The organism is Micromonospora aridisoli (assembly GCF_056150025.1).
Genome location: NZ_JAXCFK010000008.1, coordinates 44787 through 61992 on the forward strand (window position 1 = coordinate 44787; position 17206 = coordinate 61992).

Below are 17206 nucleotides of genomic sequence, written 5' to 3' on the forward strand. Positions count from 1 at the left end.
CTGCGACTCTAGTCCGTACCGCCGACAAGCCCGGCAGGCAGCGCCGGGAACGCCACCGGCCGCCCGTCCCGCAGGGGACGGACGGCCGACGACGGTACGACGTGCCTCAGGCCACGCCCAGGTACGCCTCCTTGATCGAGGGATCGCGCAGGAGCTCCTGACCGGTGCCCTCCTTGACGATCCGCCCGGTCTCCAGCACGTACGCCCGGTGGGCGCGGGAGAGCGCCTGCTGCGCGTTCTGCTCCACCAGCAGGACCGTGGTGCCCTGCTGGTTGATCTCCACGATGATGTCGAAGATCTGCTGGATGATCATCGGGGCGAGACCCATCGACGGCTCGTCCAGCAGCAGCAGCTTCGGCCGGCTCATCAGCGCCCGACCGACGGCGAGCATCTGCTGCTCACCACCGGAGAGGGTGCCACCGGCCTGCTTACGCCGCTCCCGCAGCCGAGGGAACATGGTCAGCACCCGCTCCAGGTCGGCGGCGATGCCGGCGTGGTCGCGCCGGGTGTACGCCCCCATGTCCAGGTTCTCCAGGACAGTCATGCCGGGGAAGATCTGCCGACCCTCGGGCGACTGGCACAGGCCCCGGACCACCCGCAGGTCGGCGCGGAGCTTGCTGATGTCCTCGCCGTTGAAGGTGATCCGACCGCCGGAGAGCGACCGGATGCCGGAGATCGCCCGCATGGTGGTGGTCTTACCGGCGCCGTTGGCGCCGATCAGGGCCACCACCTCCCCCTCGTTGACGGTGAGGCTGATGCCGTGCAACGCCTCGATCCGACCGTACGAGACGCTGACGTTGTCCAACTCAAGCAGCATCGGCGGGCTCCCCCAGGTACGCCGCGATCACCCGCGGGTCTCGGCTGACCTCGTCCGGCAGCCCATCGGCGATCTTGCTGCCGAACTCCAGCACCACGATCCGGTCGGTGACACCCATCACCAGTCGCATGTCGTGCTCGATCAGCAGCACGGTCACGCCCTTGTCGCGGATCCGGCGGATCAGCCCCAGCAGTTCCTCCTTCTCGGCCGGGTTGAACCCGGCCGCCGGCTCGTCCAGGCAGAGCAGCTGCGGCTCGGTGCCGAGCGCCCGGGCGATCTCCAGCCGACGCTGGTAGCCGTACGGGAGGTTGCGTGCCGCGTCGTTGGCCCGGTCGGCGATGCCGACGAAGCGCAGCAGCTCCATCGCCTTCTCCTCGGCCGCCCGCTCCTCCAGGATGTGCCGGGACAGACCGAAGGTCTTGGCGAACGAGCGCCGCACCTGCTGCCAGGTGCGCACGATGCCGCCGGAGGCGGTGACCTCCGGCAGCTCCTCCGGCTTGGGCCGCACCCGGTAGAGCCGGAACAGCGCGCCGGGCACGCTCGTCTTGTGCCGGGAGTCCGTCCCGACCATGACGTTCTCCAGCGCCGACATCTCCGGGAACAGCCGGATGTTCTGGAACGTCCGGGAGATGCCCAGCCGGCTGATCTGGTGCGGCTTACGGCCGGTGACCCGCTCGCCGCGGAACCGCACCGCACCCGAGGTCGGCTTGTAGACCCCCGTCATCACGTTGAAGCAGGTGGTCTTGCCGGCCCCGTTGGGCCCGATCAGCCCGAGGATCTCGCCTTCCTTGATCGCGAAGTTGACCTCGTTGAGGGCGACCACGCCACCGAAGCGCAGCGTGACGTTGTCGACCTCCAGCAAGGTCTTCGCCGGTCCCGGCTGCGCCGGGATCCTCGGCGCAGCCGGGGTGTCCGACGCCGCCGGGGTGTTCGTCTCGTCAGACATGAGCGGGCGCCTCCTCTGCCTCCGCCGCACGGTCCTTCAGCTCGCGGGCCCGCCGCCGGCTGGGGATCAGGCCCTGCGGCCGCAGGATCATCACCAGCACCATGGCCAGACCGAAGGCCAACCACCGGTAGTCGGCGATCTCCCGGAACCGCTCCGGCAGGTACGCCAGCAGCACCGCGCCCACCGACACGCCGACCATGTTGCCGGACCCGCCGACCACCACCATCGCCACGAAGAGGATGGAGAGGTTCACGTTGAACTGGGTCGGGTCGATGAAGGCGTACCGGCTGGCGAACAGGAAGCCGGCGAAGCCGCCGAGCGCCGCGCCGATGGCGAAGGCCCAGAGCTTGAACTTGAACGGGTAGACACCCATCACCGCCGCCGCGTCCTCGTCCTCGCGGATGGCCAGCCAGGACCGGCCGACCCGGCTGTGCTCCAGCCGGCGCACCGCGAAGACCATGAGGAGCACGACGGTGAGCGCCAGCCAGTACCACGGCTTGATGTCGATCAGGCCGAAGACCTGGTTGTCCGACGAGGGCGGGCCCTCCGGACCGGGAATCGCCGCGATGCCCTGCGGGCCCCGGGTGACACCCTCCATGTTGCGGGCGACGATCCGGATGATCTCGCCGAAGCCGAGCGTCACGATGGCCAGGTAGTCGCCGCGCAGCCGCAGCGTCGGCCAGCCCAGGATCACCCCGGAGATGAGCGCCATCACCAGCGCGATGAAGGCGCAGATCGCCCAGGTCACCGCCCAGGTGGGCGGCAGGTCGAACTCCGCCTGGAACCACTTGACCACCGGCGAGTTCACCGAACCGAACAACGCCACGGCGTACGCGCCGATGGCGAAGAAGCCGATGTAACCGAGGTCGAGCAGACCGGCCAGGCCGATCACCACGTTGAGGCCGATCGCCACCAGCACGTAGACGGCACAGGTGAACAGCACACCGGCCCAGTTGCTGCCGCCCGAGATCGAGTCGGTCCGCAGCCAGGTGAGACCCGGGATGCCCAGCAACGGCAGGTAGTAGAGGAAGACCACGAAGGCGACGAACGCCAACGACCGCTGCCACCTCGGCAGCGCCCGCCACCGGTCGGCGACCGAGTGCAGGGCGTTGACCCTGCCGCGGTCCAGCTCTCGCATCTTGTTGATCATGCTCGGGCCCTCCCCAGCGACTCGCCCAGAATGCCGGTGGGACGGAACATCAGCACCACGACCAGCACGATGAAGGCGATGACGTCCTCCCAGTTCGACGCGAACAGGGTGGCGCCGTAGACCTCGACGATGCCGAGGAACAGACCGCCCAGCAACGCGCCGCGCAGGTTACCGATGCCACCGAGCACGGCAGCGGTGAACGCCTTGAGGCCGAGCACGAAACCGATGCTGCTCTGCGTGAAACCGAAGCGCATGCTCCACAGCAACGCCGCCGCACCGGCCATGATGCCGCCCAGCACGAAGATCAGCATGATCACGCGTTCCTGGTTGACGCCCATCAACGCGGCCGTCTCCGGGTTCTGCGCCACCGCCCGCACACCCCGGCCGTACCGGGTGCGGTTGATGAACCAGTCCAGCAGCGCCATCATCGCCACGGCGGCCACGAACACGATCACCTGAATGTTGGTGATCGACGTGTTGAGGACCGTGAAGAGCGTCTTCGACTCGATGATGGTCGGCATGCCGAGGATGATCCGAGCACGGCCGAACATCGAGGGCACCGCCTCGCCGAGCAGCTTCGGCAGCACCAGGCCGAAGATCTCGACCAGCACCAGCGACAGACCGATGGCGGTGATCAGGAAGATCAGCGGTGGGGCGTTCTTACGCCGCAACGGACGGTAGGCGATCCGCTCGATCGCCAGCGCGGTGCCACCCGAGGCGAGCGCCGCGACTATCAGGCCGAGTACCAGGAACAGCACCGCCTGGCCGAGCGGCGGGTTGTTCTCCACCCCGAAGGCGGTCCACAGGCCCAGCACCGCGAAGGTGCCGACCATGAACACCTCGGAGTGGGCAAAGTTGATCAGACGCAGGACGCCGTACACCAGGGTGTAACCGAGGGCGATCAGGGCATAGATCGCCCCCTTGGACAACCCGTCGACGGTGTGCTGGCCGATGTGGCCGAAGAGGTCGTCGAAATTCACCAGGTCTCCTTGCATGGAGCGCGGCCGGGGCTACAGGAACGAACCCCGGCCGCACTCGGTGCCGGTCGTCAGCTGAGCTTGAGCTCCTGCAGCGGCTCGAACGCCGTGCCCTTGATCTCGTAGGACCAGATGACAACGCGGCTCGGGTCGACGTCACCGTTCTCGGCGAACTTGATGTACTTCGACACGCCCTGCTTGTCGTAGTTCTTCACGTACTCCAGGATCTCGGGACGGGTCTTCTTGCCGTCCTTGAAGGCGTCCACGAAGATCTGCGCGGCGTCGAAGCCCTCAGCACCGTAGGAACCCGGCGCCTGGCCGTACGCGGCCTGGTAGTCGGCGGTGAAGGTGCCACCGGCCTTGTCGGCCGGGAGGCACGGGCAGGTGATGATGGAGCCCTCGGCACCACCGGAGGCGCCAGCCGGGAAGGCCGGGTCGTAGAGACCGTCCGGACCGATGAACTTCGCCTGCACACCGGCGGCACGCATCTGGCGAACCAGCGGCGCGGCCTCACGGGTGTAGCCGCCGTAGAAGACGAAGTCGGCGTTCGCCGCCTTGATCTTCGAGATGGTCGCCTCGAACTGCGACTGCCGCTCCTGGATCTTGTCGCTGGCGGCGATGGTCGCACCCAGGTTCTTGGTCAGCTCGGCGGTGATGCCGGCACCGTAGGCGCTAGCGTCGTCGATCAGGAAGACCCGCTGGGCGTTCTGCGACTTCAGGTAGGTCGCCACCGCACCCGCCTGGGTGCCGTCGTTGCCGACCACCCGGAAGAAGGACTTGTTGCCCTTCTGGGTCAGGTCGGTCCGGGTCGCCGACGGGGCGACCATCACGAGGCCGGCGGCCTCGTAGACCGGCATGGTGGCGTCCGACTCACCGGAGAAGTGACCGCCGATGACACCGAGGAACGAGGCGTCGCCCGCGACCTGGTTCGCGACCGGAGTCGCCTGCGCCGGGTCACCCTGCGTGTCGAACTCGACCATCTCGATCTGGCAGTCGGCGTTCGCGTCGTTGTGCTGCTTGATCGCGAGCTTCGCGCCGTTCAGCGACGGCAGCACCAGGCCCGCGTTGTCACCGGTGAACGCGCCGAAGATGGCGATCTTGCCACCGCAGTCCCCGGACGCGGCGTTGTCGCCGTTGCTGCTGCCGGTGTCCTGGCAGCCCGCGGCGGCGACCAGCACCGCGGCGAGCGCGGCAGTACCCAGCGCCCTTGAATAGCTTCGCCTCACGGCTTCCTGACCTCCTCCAGAAGCAGGCGGACCACCTGGCCCGGGACGGCGGCGACGGCTGTGGCGCGACACCACCGACCCAGCAAGGACACCCCCTGCATTACGGCTCGTGATGGCGGAGCGTACCCACACTCATACGGTCTCGGAAGAGGCTGGGGCGGGGTCTGCGAAACCGTTACGAAGACGGCCCCGAATGCCGCCACTCCCGTAACAGGTCAATCCGCTGACCGGTCGTTCGACGGCTGCCCGTCCGCCAGATGGGACCTCATCGATCACCGCAACCGGCCTGCCCGGACAGCCGGATCACCCGCCCGGGCGGCACCCCCAGACGAGCCGAAGCAACTACAGAAAGTAGCCGAATGGCTTCCCTACGACGTCCCGGAAAGTCCGCCGACCCACAGCGACGTGGCCGAGCCGTCATCCACCGCCAGCCACCACCGCTGACCGTCCGCCGCCAGGCTTACGCCCCGGTCCGCCCCCACCGGTGCCACCACCGGCAACTCGACCGCCCGCCACCCGGCACCCCGGTCCCCGGAGATCCACCCGCCGTACCGCTCGCCGTCGGAGACCACCGCCATCACCTGCCCGCCCGCGGCGGCCAACCCACCGACCGAGGGCACCCCAGCGCCCACCGCACCGAACCCACCGCCGACAGTCCAGCCGGCCGGCTCCTGGCGCCAGGCACCGAACTCCCGACCCCGCAACCCCACCCCCACCGGCGCGCCGTCGACCAGCACCACCCGCTGCATCTCCTCGTACGCCTCGGTGCCGGGCAGCGCGGTGCGGTGCCAGTCACGCCCGTCCACCGACGACCAGGCCGCCGGATCACGGTCGATCCGACCCGGCGGCAGCACCCCACCCACCGCCAACCACCCCGACGGCCCGGCCACCGCGTCGAACGCCCAGGTCACCCCCTGATCGTCGGTGGACAGCTCCGGCGCACCCTCGACCAGGGAGAACTCCGCCGCGTCCGGCGACACCCAGGCCGCCGCGCCACTGGCCCGGTTGCCCACGATCAACCAGCCGGCGGGACCGACGGCCAGCCGGGACACGTTCACCGCCTTCGGCCCGCCGTACAGCTCGAACGACGCCGCCACCTCGACCAGCGTGCCGTCACCGCGCTGCCACCAGGTGCTCACCCGCGGATTCCCGTGCGCGCCACCGACCTTGCCCCCGACGGCCGCGGCGACCCCGTCCCGGCAGGCGATCGAGAACAACACGCTCCGCCGGCCGTAGTAGGAGTCAGCCACCACCGGCACCGGCGTCCACGCCGCACCGTCCGGACTGGACCACGCCGCCGGACGGGTGCCGCCCGCCCCGTCGGTCACCGCACCGGCGGCGTACCAACGGCCGCCGCAGACCGCCAGGTCCCGCAACACGATCCGCCCCGGCCCGTCGGGCGACGGCAACTGGACCCGCTGCCACGCCACCCGCAGCGGCCCCGGCTCTGCCGGCTCGCGGACCGGCGCCGGGCAACCCGCCAGCAGCACGGCCAGCAGACCGGCCCCGACCAGCAGGAACCGACGACCACCGGAACGCCGGGTGTGCGCGAGCCATCGACCGCCCATGCGGCCAGATGCTAGCGCCCGTACCGGCCTCCCCGGCCGAGCCGAAGCGGCCGGTCGGTCAGGAGGTCGGCTCCACCGGCTCGGCCACCTCGCCGCCGGTGGTCTCGGCGAGAATCCGCTCGGAGACCTCCTTCATGGTCATCCGGTGGTCCATCGCGGTGCGCTGGATCCACTTGAACGCCTGCGGCTCACTCATGTTGTAGGTGGTCATCAGCGCGCCCTTGGCCCGCTCGACGGTCTTGCGGACCTCCAGCCGGTCGGTCAGCCCGGCCACCTCGGCCTCCAGGGCGGCGATCTCCGAGTAGCGGGAGAGGGCGATCTCCACCGCCGGCACCAGGTCGCTCTTCTGGAAGGGCTTGACCAGGTACGCCATCGCGCCGGCCGCCCGCGCCCGCTCCACCAGGTCCCGCTGGCTGAACGCGGTCAGGATGATCACGGGGGCGATCCGGGCCCCGGCGATCCGCTCGGCGGCGGCCAACCCGTCCATGATCGGCATCTTGATGTCGAGGATCACCAGATCGGGCTTCAGCTCCTCGGCCAGCCGCACGGCGGTCTCGCCGTCACCGGCCTCGCCGACCACCTCGTAGCCCTCTTCGGCCAGCATCTCGGCCAGGTCCAGCCGGATCAGCGCCTCGTCCTCGGCGATCAGTACCCGCCTGCGCGCGGCATCCGTCTGCGTCTCGGCCACGAGCCACTCCCACCCAGTCTGAGCCTCGACACCCGCGGTACCGGGTGTCGCCGCTCCTAGCGTAGTGGGTAACCTATGGCACGACGCGACAGGCGTTGAGCGAGAAGTCCCCGTATTCCAATCGGTAGAGAAACGGAGCTCAAACCTCCGACAGTGTGGGTTCGAATCCCACCGGGGACACCGAAAGTGTCGTACGAGCGTTCGACGATAGCGCCATGCATCCGCCCGAGGTGCGCGCCCGCGCACGCAGCTTGTTTCTAGCCGGTGCGACCATCGCGGAGGTCGCCAGGAGCGTCGGGCTGCCTTATCCGACCGTGCGTCACTGGTGCAGGGATCGGTCAATCCCAAAGATGCGCGCCACCGCCTTACGTTGCTTCCGATGTCGCGCCGACGTCGACAACCCGACAATCCTTGCCGCCTACGCCTATCTGCACGGTCTGTACCTCGGCGACGGGCACCTGGTGACCTCCGCGCGGGTGCCAGTTCTCCGGATCTCGTGCAGCAACGCGTGGCCCGGCCTGATCGACGCGTGTGAGGCGGCCATGCGGGCGGTACTGGCGATCAAGGTCCAGCGGGTCCAGAAAGAGGGTTGCGTAAGCGTGCAGAGTTACGGGACACACTGGCCCTGCCTGCTGCCACAACACGGGCCCGGCAAGAAGCACGAGCGGCCGATCGTTCTTGCCGACTGGCAGGAGCGCATCGTCCGGACGTTTCCCGGTGACTTTCTCCGCGGGCTGTTCCACTCCGACGGGTGCCGGATCGCCAACCGGGTCTCCGTCCGCGGCAAGGTGTACGTCTACCCGCGTTACATGTTCGTCAACGAGTCGGCCGACATCATGGGGCTGTGCCAGTGGGCGCTGGACCTGCTCGGCATCGCCTGGCGGATGAACCGCCGCAACAGTCTCTCGGTCGCTCGGCGGGAGGCGGTCGTCGCGCTGGACCGTCACGTCGGCCCGAAGTCGTGACCGGTCGGGCGGCACGGGCGTCGGTCGCCCGCGCCGGCCAGTCGTGCGATCAGATGGTGGCGAGGGCCCGCTCCAGGTCGGCGCGCAGGTCCTCCGGGTCCTCCAGGCCGACGGAGAGCCGCAGCAGGCCGCCGTCGGGTTTCGCGTCCGCCTCGACGGGGCGGTGGGTGAGCGACGCCGGGTGCTGGATGAGCGTGTCGACGCCGCCGAGGGAGACGGCGTGGGTGATCAGTCGGCAGGCGTCGGCGACCGCCGCCGCGGCGGGCGCGCCGCCGCGTACCTCGAAGGCGAGGAGGCTGCCCGGGCCGGACATCTGCCGGCCGACGAGCCCGGCCGGGTCGTTGGCGCCGGGGTGGTGGACCCGGGTGACCGCCGGGTGTTCGGCGAGCCAGGCGGCGAGTTTCTCCGCTCCGGCCTGTTGGGCGCGGACCCGTACCGGCAGTGTCTGGAGGCCGCGGTGTAGCAGGTACGCCCCGAGGGGGTGCAGGATCGCGCCGGTGAGCGCGCGGATCTGGCGCAGCCGGGCGGCCCACTCGGCGTCGCAGGCGATCGCTCCGGCGAGTACGTCGCCGTGGCCGCCGATGCTCTTGGTGGCGCTGTGCAGCACCAGCCGGGCGCCGTGGCGGGTGGGTTGCTGGAGCACCGGGGTGGCGACGGTGTTGTCGATGAGCAGGGGCACCTGGCCGGCGGCGTGGGCGAGGGCGGCGATGTCGACGAGGTCGAGAGTGGGGTTGGCCGGGGTCTCGGCGATCACCAGGGCGGTGTCGGGGCGGACGGCGTCGGCGACGGAGTGGGGGGTGGCCCAGGTGACCTCGGTGCCGAGCAGGCCGGTGGCGAGCACGTGGTCGGTGCCGCCGTAGAGGGGGCGGACGGCGACCACGTGCCGCCGGCCGTCGCGGGTGGCGGCGAGCAGGGTGGCGGTGAGCGCGGCCATGCCGCTGGCGAACGCGATCGCCTCGGGGGTGCCTTCCAGTTCGGCGAGGGCGGCCTCGAAGCGGGCCACGGTGGGGTTCCACAGCCGTTGGTAGACGGCGCTGGCGCCGGCGGGCAGGGTGCCGCCGGTGGCGAGGGTCTCGTAGGCGTCGCCGCCGCCGTCGACCGAGGGCAGCGGGTTGGTGGTGGAGAGGTCGATCGGCGGTACGTGGACGCCGAGGGCGGCGAGGTCGTCGCGGCCGGCGTGCACGGCTCGGGTGTCCACGGTCGTCATGCCGGAGAGGATCGAACATCCCGCCCAACAGGGGCAATAGTTCCGAATATTATTCGTTATTTTCCCTTCCGGAGTCGGTGTCGTTCGGTGAAGGATGGCGGCATGCCCCCCGTATCGAACGATGTTCGGCCGTTCGCGGCTCTCGACGACACCGACCGCGCGATCCTCACCGAGCTGGCCGGGGACGGCCGGTTGCCGAACAATGCCCTCGCCGAGCGCGTCGGGGTGGCCCCGTCGACCTGCCTGGCCCGCACCCGGGCGTTGCGGGAGTGCGGGGCGATCCGGGGGTTCCACGCCGAGGTGCATCCGGCCGCGTTGGGGTTGCCGTTGCAGGCGTTGGTGTCGGTGCGGCTGACCGAGCACGCGCGGGCGGCGGTGGATGCGTTCCGGGCCCGTTCGGTGCGTCTGCCGGGGGTGGTGTCGGTGTTCCACGTGGCCGGCGCGGAGGACTACGTGCTGCACGTGCGGGCGGCCTCGGCGGAGGCGTTGCGCGACTTCGTGCTGGATCACCTGGCGGTGGATCCGGCGGTGCAGCACACCCAGACCAGTCTGATCTTCGAGCAGGCCCGCGGGTCGGGTTGATCACGTGGTGGTCTCGCCGGGGAACAGAACCGTCGTCCGTTGGGTTGGCCATCGCTGTGATCGACGTACCGTTGTCTGTTCTCGACCTCGCCCCCGTCGCCGCCGGCGCGTCCGCCGGTGAGGCGTTGCGGCACACCACCGAGCTGGCCCGGCGCACCGACGAGCTGGGGTACCGCCGGTTCTGGGTGGCCGAGCACCACAACATGCCGGCCATCGCGTCGTCGGCGCCGGCGGTGCTGATCGCGCACCTGGCCGCGCACACCACCGACATCCGGCTCGGTTCGGGTGGGGTGATGCTGCCCAATCACGCGCCGCTGGTGGTGGCCGAGCAGTTCGGCACCCTGGAGGCGCTGCATCCGGGGCGTATCGACCTGGGTATCGGTCGGGCTCCGGGCACCGACCAGGTCACCGCGCTGGCCCTGCGGCGCACGATGGAGGGCCTGTCCGCCGAGGGTTTCCCCCGGGAGCTGGGTGACCTGATGGATTACTTCGACGAGTCGGCGTCGGCGCGGATCACCGCGACTCCGGGTCGTGGGCAGCGGCCGGCGGTGTGGTTGCTGGGTTCGAGTGGGTTCAGCGCCCAGCTGGCCGGCGCGCTGGGCCTGCCGTTCTCGTTCGCGCACCATTTCAGCGCGCGGAACACCCTGCCCGCGTTGGCGCTGTACCGGCAGAGTTTCCGCCCGTCGCGGTGGTTGGAGCGGCCGTACGCGATGGTGGCGGTGAACGCGGTGTGCGCGGAGTCGGACGAACGCGCCGAGTGGCTGTCCGGGCCGGCCGGGTTGTCGTTTCTGCGGCTGCGGTCGGGGCGACCGGAGCCCCTCGCTACGCCGGAGGAGGCGGCGGCGTATCCGTACACCGAGCTGGAGCGGGAGTTCCTGGCGCAGCGGCGGGAGGGTCAGGCGACCGGTTCCCCGGAGACGGTGCGCCGGCAGTTGGGCGACCTGCTGGCCAGCACCGGCGCGGACGAGCTGATGTTGACCACGATGGTGTACGACATCGCCGACCGGGTGCGCTCGTTCGAGCTGATCGCGACCGAGGTCGCCGGGGGTCTGCGCCGCTAATCGGGCGGCGGGGGCCGCCGGTCGGCCGCTGGCGGCGTCCGGGAGGTCGGCCAGGCATGGTGGGCCAGGTCACAGCGTTTGCGGGGTCGTGAAACACGATCTTCACGACAGCGTCACCCTCGCGACGCGGAGCCCGCCTAACGTTGTATCCGGTGGTGGTACGGCACTCCCCGGTCGGGACGGGTCGGGGGTGCCGCGGTGTGGGGCACCGGGCCGCAGTTGTGCGGATTCCGCGATTGCGGCCCGGTGCCTGTCCCCTTTCTTCTACCGTCTCTCGCGCTCCGCGGTCAACGCAGGTAGATGCGGGGCGCGGGTGGGGTGGCCATCCCGTCGCCGATGAAGAAGCTCGGGTGCGGGGGCTGGTTGTAGGCGGTGTTCTGCCAGGCGACGGCGACCCGGTACTGCATGTCGTGCATCAGGGTGTGGATCCGGCTGCTGGTCGGCGTCGAGGTGCTGTAGATCCGTAGCGCCCGGCTGTCGCTGGTCCGCCAGATCACCTCTTCCCGCCAGTCGCCGAGGATGTCGGCCGACAGCGCGGGGGTGGCCTTGGTGCCGTTGTTGGCGGCGACGTCGCTGCCGGTGAGCAGGCGGGTGTCGCCGCTGGTGCCGTACTTGTCGATGCGGGTGGCGTCGAGCAGTTCGCGGACCGGGTCGCCGTCCCACCAGATGAGGAAGTTCGTCGAGGAGGGTTTGCGGCCGATGTTCTGGCCCCGGGTGTTGGCCAGTCCGCTCACCGCGGACGACCAGGATTCGGCGCCGGGGCTGCCGGCCCAGATGTCGCCGGAGACGCCGCGGCCGTTGTCGCCGCCGGCCGGGGTGGACCAGAGGATCTGCCCGGTGCGGGCGTCGGCGAACCAGGAGCTGGGCTTGCTCGAATCCTCGCTGACCTTGAAGTACTCCAATCCCGGGCGGGACGGGTCGAGGTCGCCGACGTGTCCGGCGTCGCCGTGGCCGTGGCCGGTGGACCAGAGCAGTCGGCCGTTGTCGTCGATGGTGGCCGCGCCGTAGACGATCTCCTGCCGGCCGTCGCCGTCGACGTCGGCGATGGAGAGGCTGTGGTTGCCCTGCCCGGCGGCGGCTGCGTTGCCGGAGGCGTTGGAGTCGAAGGTCCACCGCTTGGTGAGGGTGCCGTTGCGGAAGTCCCAGGCGGCGACGACCGCCCGGGTGTAGTACCCGCGAGCCATGATCAGGGATGGTCGTTGCCCGTCGAGGTACGCGGTGCCGGCGAGGAACCGGTCGACGCGGTTGCCGTAGTTGTCGCCCCAGGAGGAGACGGTGCCGCGCGGCGGGTCGTAGTTGACGGTGGAGAGGGCGGCGCCGGTGCTGCCGTCGAACATGGTGAGGTACTCGGGGCCGGCGAGGACGTAGCCGGCGGAGTTGCGGTGGTCGGCGCTCGCGTTGCCGATCACCTGGCCGGTGCCGGAGCGGGTGCCGTCGGCGGTCTTCATGGCCACCTCGGCGCGGCCGTCGCCGTCGTAGTCGTACACCTGGAACTGGGTGTAGTGGGCCCCGGCCCGGATGTTGCGGCCCAGGTCGATGCGCCACAGCCGGTAGCCAGGCAGGGTGTACGCGTCGATGTAGACGTTGCCGGTGTAGCCGGACTGCGAGTTGTCCTTGGCGTTGGACGGCTCCCACTTGACCACGAAGTCGTAGTCGCCGTCGCCGTCGAGGTCGCCGACGCTGGCGTCGTTCGCCGAGTAGCTGTACGCCTCGCCGCTGGGCGTGGTGCCGCCCGGCGGGACCTGCAACGGCACGTCGAGGTAACCGGCGGGGAACTGCAGGGCCGGCACGGAGGGGGTCTGTTCGACGCCGCCCACCACGGCCCGCACCGTGTAGATCGCTCCGGCCGGCGCGCCACTGTCCAGGTAGTTGGTCGCGCCGGTGATCGGGCTGGCGTTCACCCTGGTCGTGCCCCGGTACAGGTTGAACGTGACACCGGTGGTCTCGGTGCCCAGCAGCCGCCAGGAGACCAGGTTGGCCGACCCGGAGCGCACGCTGACCAGGCCCCGTTCCAGGTTCTCCGCCTGCATCGTCCCGGGCGGTGGGGTGGGCGGTGAGCTGGTCGGCGATGGAGTCGTCGACGGCGCGACGGTGGGTGACGGACGCGGCGGGCTGGGCGGTGCGGTGGTCGGCGTGGTGGTCGGGGTGGTGGCGCCGGTGCAGGTGATGCCGTTCAGCGCGAAGCTGGTGGGGGCCGGGTTGCTGCCGTTCCACGAGCCGTTGAAGCCGAAGGTGGCGCTGGCGTTGGTGGCGATGGCGGCGTTGTAGTCGACGTTGCGGGCGCTCACCTGGGCGCCGGACTGGGTGACGGTGGCGTTCCAGGCCTGGGTGACCTGTTGCCCGGCGGCGTAGGACCAGGTGAGCGTCCAGCCGTTGACCGGGTCGCCGAGGTTGGTGACGGTGACGTCGGCGCCGAAGCCGCCGCTCCACTGGTTGGTGACGCGGTAGTCGACGCGGCATCCCGTGGCGGCGGCCGAGGCGGTCAGGGTGGTCAGCACGCCGGCGGCAGCGACCGCGGTGACGGTGGCCGCGGCGAGCAGGGCCGCCCGGGGGGCGGTGCGAAGCATGGCTCCTCCGGTGGAGGTCGGACGCGCGGCGGCCGGTGGTCCGCCGGCCGTGCCCGGAGCCGACGAAAGGTGCTCCGCTGGCCGTGCCGGGGCCGACGGGAGTACGCCACGCTGACGGAAATGTGCCCGATTATCGATGCCCATGAGTGTGCCCCGCGCGCCTGTGATGGTAGGGCAAGCGCTTTCTGCGCACAATTGATCCGCCGTCTTGCTCCGACGCGGGTCCCTTTGATCCACTCGGCGGGTGGCTGCGCACATGACCCCCGAGGAGTTTCGCCAGGCCGGGTACGCGGTGGTCGACTGGATCGCCGACTACTGGGCGACGCTCCCCCAACGCCCGGTGACCTCCCAGGATCCGCCCGGCGCGGTGGCCGCCGCACTGCCGGCCGGGCCACCGGCCCGGGGCGAACCGGTCGAGGCGGTCCTCGCCGACCTGGACACGCTGATCGCGCCCGGGCTCACCCACTGGCAGCACCCGGGCTTCTTCGGCTACTTCCCGGCCAACACCTCCGGTCCCAGCGTGCTGGGCGACCTGGTCAGCGCCGGGCTGGGCGTCCAAGGCATGCTCTGGGCCACCGGCCCGGCCTGCACGGAGTTGGAGACGGTGCTGCTGGACTGGCTGGCGGAGACGCTGGGCCTGCCGCAGCGGTTCCGCTCAACCGGTCCCGGTGGTGGCGTCATCCAGGACTCCGCCTCCTCGGCCACGCTGGTGGCCACCCTGGTCGCGCTGCACCGGGCCGCCGGCGGACGGTGGCGTCAGGCCGGCGTGGACCGTCGCTACCGGGTGTACGCCTCGACCGAGGCGCACTCGTCGGTGGAGAAGGCCGCCCGGATCGCGGGACTCGGCGCGGAGGGCGTACGGCTGATCGAGGTGGATCCGGTGACCCGGGCGATGTCTGCGGCGGCGCTGCGTACGGCGGTCGAGGCGGATCGGGCTGCCGGGGTGGTACCCGCCCTGGTGGTGGCGACCGTCGGCACCACCTCCACCACGGCGGTGGATCCGTTGCCGGAGATCGGGCCGATCTGCGCCGAGCACGGTGTCTTCCTGCACGTCGACGCCGCGTACGCGGGGGCCGCGGCGGTCTGTCCGGAGTTGCGCTCGGGGCACGCCGGTCTGGAGTACGCCGACTCGTACTGCTTCGACCCGCACAAGTGGCTGCTCACCGGGTTCGACTGTGACGCGTTCTGGGTGGCCGACGCCGGTGAGTTGGTCGAGGCGTTGACCGTGCTGCCGGAGTACCTGCGCAACGCGGCCTCCGAGTCCGGCGCGGTGATCGACTACCGGGACTGGCAGGTGCCGTTGGGTCGGCGGTTCCGGGCGTTGAAGCTGTGGTTCGTGCTGCGCTGGTACGGCGTCGAGGGGCTGCGGGAGCACATCCGCCGGGGGGTGGCGTTGGCCGCCGGGTTCGCCGACCGGGTCCGCGCCGACGAGCGGTTCGAACTGGTCGCCGAGCACCCGTACGCCCTGGTCTGTTTCCGGCTGCGCGGCCCGGACGGGCCCAACGAGCGGCTGCTGGCGGCGGTGAACGCCACCGGTCGGGTGTACCTGACCCACACCCGGGTCGCGGGCCGACACACGCTGCGCCTCGCCGTCGGCGCCCCGCAGACCACGCAGGCGCACGTCGACGAGGCCTGGAACCTGATCTCACACGCCGCCTCGACCCTGCCACCAGAGACCTGACCCCCACCCTCCGCAACCACCCGTGGATCATGAGGTGGTTGCCTCCGCTGCGGCGTGTCGGGGACAACAACCTCATGATCGACGGGGATCAGGGGGTGGCGTGATCAGTGATCGCCGGGAGGGCGGGGGGTTGCGCCGACGCCGACCGGCTCGGCGGTGGTGTGCGTCGGCGCACCGGCCGGGCTGGCCTGCTCGGCGGTGGGCGAGAGCGTGGCGTGCTGGGAGTCGGCGAGGGCGCGCTGGCGGCGGGTGCGCAGCAGCACCCGGATCGCCAGCGTCAAGGCCGTGATCCAGCCGGCGGCCAGCAGCAGGTAGACGACCACCGGCAGGGTGCCGTCCAGGTCGGCGGCGCGCATCAGGACGCGGGCGTTGGTCAGCACGATCACCCCGCCGATCGCGGCACCCAGGAGCTGGGCCGGCACGATGCGCACCAGCCAGGCCGCGATCGGTGCGGCGATCAGGCCACCGGCGAGCAGCGCGAGCACGATCGGCAGCAGGAAGCCGTCGGTGCCCAGGCCGATCAGGAAGCCGAGGCTGGCGGCGGCCGCCACGACGAACTCGGAGGTGTCCACCGAGCCGATCACCTTGCGCGGCTCCATCCGCCCGCTGACCAGCAGGGCCGGGGTGGCCACCGGCCCCCATCCCCCGCCGCCGGTGGCGTCGACGAAGCCGGCGACGAGGCCGAGCGGGCTGAGGAAACGCCCGCGTAGCCGGCCGGCCGCCGGGTTGCGGCGCAGCGGGCGGGAGAAGCGGATGAGCAGGTACGCGCCGAGGGTGAACAGGATCGTGGCCATCCACGGGGCGGCCGACTCGGTGGACAGCGCGCTGAGGAAGGTGGCGCCGGCGAAGGCGCCGAGCGCACCGGGCACCGCGATGCGGCGTACCACCCGCCAGTCGACGTTGCCGAACCGCCAGTGCGCCGCACCGGCGGCCAGGGTGGTGCCGATCTCGGCCAGGTGCACCGAGGCGGACGCCGCGGCCGGCGCGACCCCGACCACGAGCAGCAGCGTCGAGGAGGTCAGGCCGTAGGCCATGCCCAGTGCCCCGTCGACCAGTTGCGCGGCGAGGCCCACCAGCGCGATGACGAGCAGCTTGCGCACGGACGCCTCCCGACTTTTAGGCATCTCCTATCGACTTGGTCGACAATGCGGCATGGGTGGGGCTCCGGTCAAGCCCTCGATCAGTCAGTGAGACGACGATCCGCCGAAGCCCCGGTGGGGCTCCGGTCAGGTCCAGGCGTTGGGGTCGGCGACCAGTTTGGTGACCGGCTCGGGCAGGGTGCCCCGGGCCACGTCGGCGATGGTGACCAGTTCGAGGATCTGCCGCTCGCTGGCGCGCAGGGCGATCCAGACCTCCTGCAACGCCCGGGCCGCGCCCTGGTACCCGAGGTGCTCGGGTCGTTGACCACGGATGTGGGCCAACGGCCCGTCGATCACCCGGATCACGTCGGCGAGGGAGATCTCCTCCGCCTCCCGGGCCAGCCAGTAGCCCCCCTCGGGCCCGCGCTGGGCCTGCACCACGCCGCCGCGCCGCAGTTGCAGCAGGATGCTCTCCAGGAACTTCGGCGGGATCTGCTGGGCCCGCGCGATCTGCTCGGCGGTGACCGGCCGGCCGCGTCCAGCCCCGGTCACCGAGGCCAGTTCGGCGACCGCTCGAAGGGCGTAGTCCACCCGGGCTGAGAGACGCATGCCGGACAGGTTAACCGTCCGGTATCCGGCCATTAACCGGCGGGCCGCCCACCGGCCGCGCTCGGCCGCCGGGCCGGGCGCAC

At 70.9% G+C, this 17206-nt stretch carries 15 protein-coding genes and 1 tRNA gene; 5 read left to right on the forward strand and 11 right to left on the reverse strand.

Going from position 1 to position 17206, the window contains the following annotated elements:
* Positions 1–106 precede the first annotated feature (106 nt).
* The 7 genes from SM447_RS17950 to SM447_RS17980 all read right to left on the reverse strand — a co-directional run bounded on the left by SM447_RS17950 (position 107) and on the right by SM447_RS17980 (position 7372).
* Entirely contained in the window at positions 107–817 is a 711-nt protein-coding gene (locus SM447_RS17950; protein WP_474573970.1) for an ABC transporter ATP-binding protein, read from the reverse strand.
* Positions 807–1763, reverse strand: a complete 957-nt coding sequence (locus SM447_RS17955; protein ID WP_474573971.1) for an ABC transporter ATP-binding protein — start codon at positions 1761–1763, stop codon at positions 807–809. The genes SM447_RS17950 and SM447_RS17955 overlap by 11 nt, the downstream gene beginning before the upstream one ends.
* Entirely contained in the window at positions 1756–2901 is a 1146-nt protein-coding gene (locus SM447_RS17960; protein ID WP_474573972.1) for a branched-chain amino acid ABC transporter permease, read from the reverse strand. The genes SM447_RS17955 and SM447_RS17960 overlap by 8 nt, the downstream gene beginning before the upstream one ends.
* Before the next feature lie 8 nt (positions 2902–2909).
* A complete protein-coding gene (locus tag SM447_RS17965; protein WP_474573973.1) occupies positions 2910–3893 on the reverse strand; it encodes a branched-chain amino acid ABC transporter permease in 984 nt (327 codons plus the stop codon).
* A gap of 68 nt (positions 3894–3961) precedes the next feature.
* Positions 3962–5116, reverse strand: coding sequence for a branched-chain amino acid ABC transporter substrate-binding protein (locus tag SM447_RS17970; protein ID WP_474573974.1), 1155 nt, complete (start codon positions 5114–5116; stop codon positions 3962–3964).
* Between the two features lie 368 nt (positions 5117–5484).
* Positions 5485–6684 (reverse strand): hypothetical protein, encoded by a 1200-nt coding sequence (locus tag SM447_RS17975; RefSeq protein WP_474573975.1) that lies wholly within the window; start codon positions 6682–6684, stop codon positions 5485–5487.
* 58 nt (positions 6685–6742) lie between these two features.
* On the reverse strand, positions 6743–7372 hold the full coding sequence (locus SM447_RS17980) for an ANTAR domain-containing response regulator (protein ID WP_474573976.1): 630 nt from the start codon (positions 7370–7372) through the stop codon (positions 6743–6745).
* Between the two features lie 106 nt (positions 7373–7478).
* On the opposite strand from SM447_RS17980, the gene SM447_RS17985 reads away from it, so the two are divergent.
* A tRNA-Leu gene (locus SM447_RS17985) sits at positions 7479–7552 on the forward strand.
* A 35-nt stretch (positions 7553–7587) separates the two neighbouring features.
* A complete protein-coding gene (locus tag SM447_RS17990) occupies positions 7588–8337 on the forward strand; it encodes a terminase gpP N-terminus-related DNA-binding protein (protein ID WP_474573977.1) in 750 nt (249 codons plus the stop codon).
* Positions 8338–8386: 49 nt separating this feature from the next.
* Here the strand turns inward: SM447_RS17990 and SM447_RS17995 are convergent, their stop codons facing one another.
* Positions 8387–9544, reverse strand: coding sequence for a trans-sulfuration enzyme family protein (locus SM447_RS17995; RefSeq protein WP_474573978.1), 1158 nt, complete (start codon positions 9542–9544; stop codon positions 8387–8389).
* A 102-nt stretch (positions 9545–9646) separates the two neighbouring features.
* On the opposite strand from SM447_RS17995, the gene SM447_RS18000 reads away from it, so the two are divergent.
* Both SM447_RS18000 and SM447_RS18005 read left to right on the forward strand, forming a co-directional pair.
* Positions 9647–10126, forward strand: a complete 480-nt coding sequence (locus SM447_RS18000; RefSeq protein ID WP_204013943.1) for an Lrp/AsnC family transcriptional regulator — start codon at positions 9647–9649, stop codon at positions 10124–10126.
* A 44-nt stretch (positions 10127–10170) separates the two neighbouring features.
* Positions 10171–11187, forward strand: a complete 1017-nt coding sequence (locus SM447_RS18005; protein ID WP_474573979.1) for an LLM class flavin-dependent oxidoreductase — start codon at positions 10171–10173, stop codon at positions 11185–11187.
* Positions 11188–11474: 287 nt separating this feature from the next.
* On the opposite strand, the gene SM447_RS18010 is transcribed toward SM447_RS18005, so the two are convergent.
* Entirely contained in the window at positions 11475–13754 is a 2280-nt protein-coding gene (locus SM447_RS18010; RefSeq protein ID WP_474573980.1) for a rhamnogalacturonan lyase family protein, read from the reverse strand.
* A 244-nt stretch (positions 13755–13998) separates the two neighbouring features.
* On the opposite strand from SM447_RS18010, the gene SM447_RS18015 reads away from it, so the two are divergent.
* Positions 13999–15435 (forward strand): pyridoxal-dependent decarboxylase, encoded by a 1437-nt coding sequence (locus SM447_RS18015; RefSeq protein WP_474573981.1) that lies wholly within the window; start codon positions 13999–14001, stop codon positions 15433–15435.
* Between the two features lie 104 nt (positions 15436–15539).
* On the opposite strand, the gene SM447_RS18020 is transcribed toward SM447_RS18015, so the two are convergent.
* The gene (locus SM447_RS18020) at positions 15540–16535 is read right to left on the reverse strand and encodes a sulfite exporter TauE/SafE family protein (protein WP_474573982.1); all 996 of its coding nucleotides are present in this window, start codon (positions 16533–16535) and stop codon (positions 15540–15542) included.
* A gap of 126 nt (positions 16536–16661) precedes the next feature.
* Positions 16662–17123, reverse strand: coding sequence for an RrF2 family transcriptional regulator (locus SM447_RS18025; RefSeq protein WP_474573983.1), 462 nt, complete (start codon positions 17121–17123; stop codon positions 16662–16664).
* Between the last annotated feature and the right edge of the window lie 83 nt (positions 17124–17206).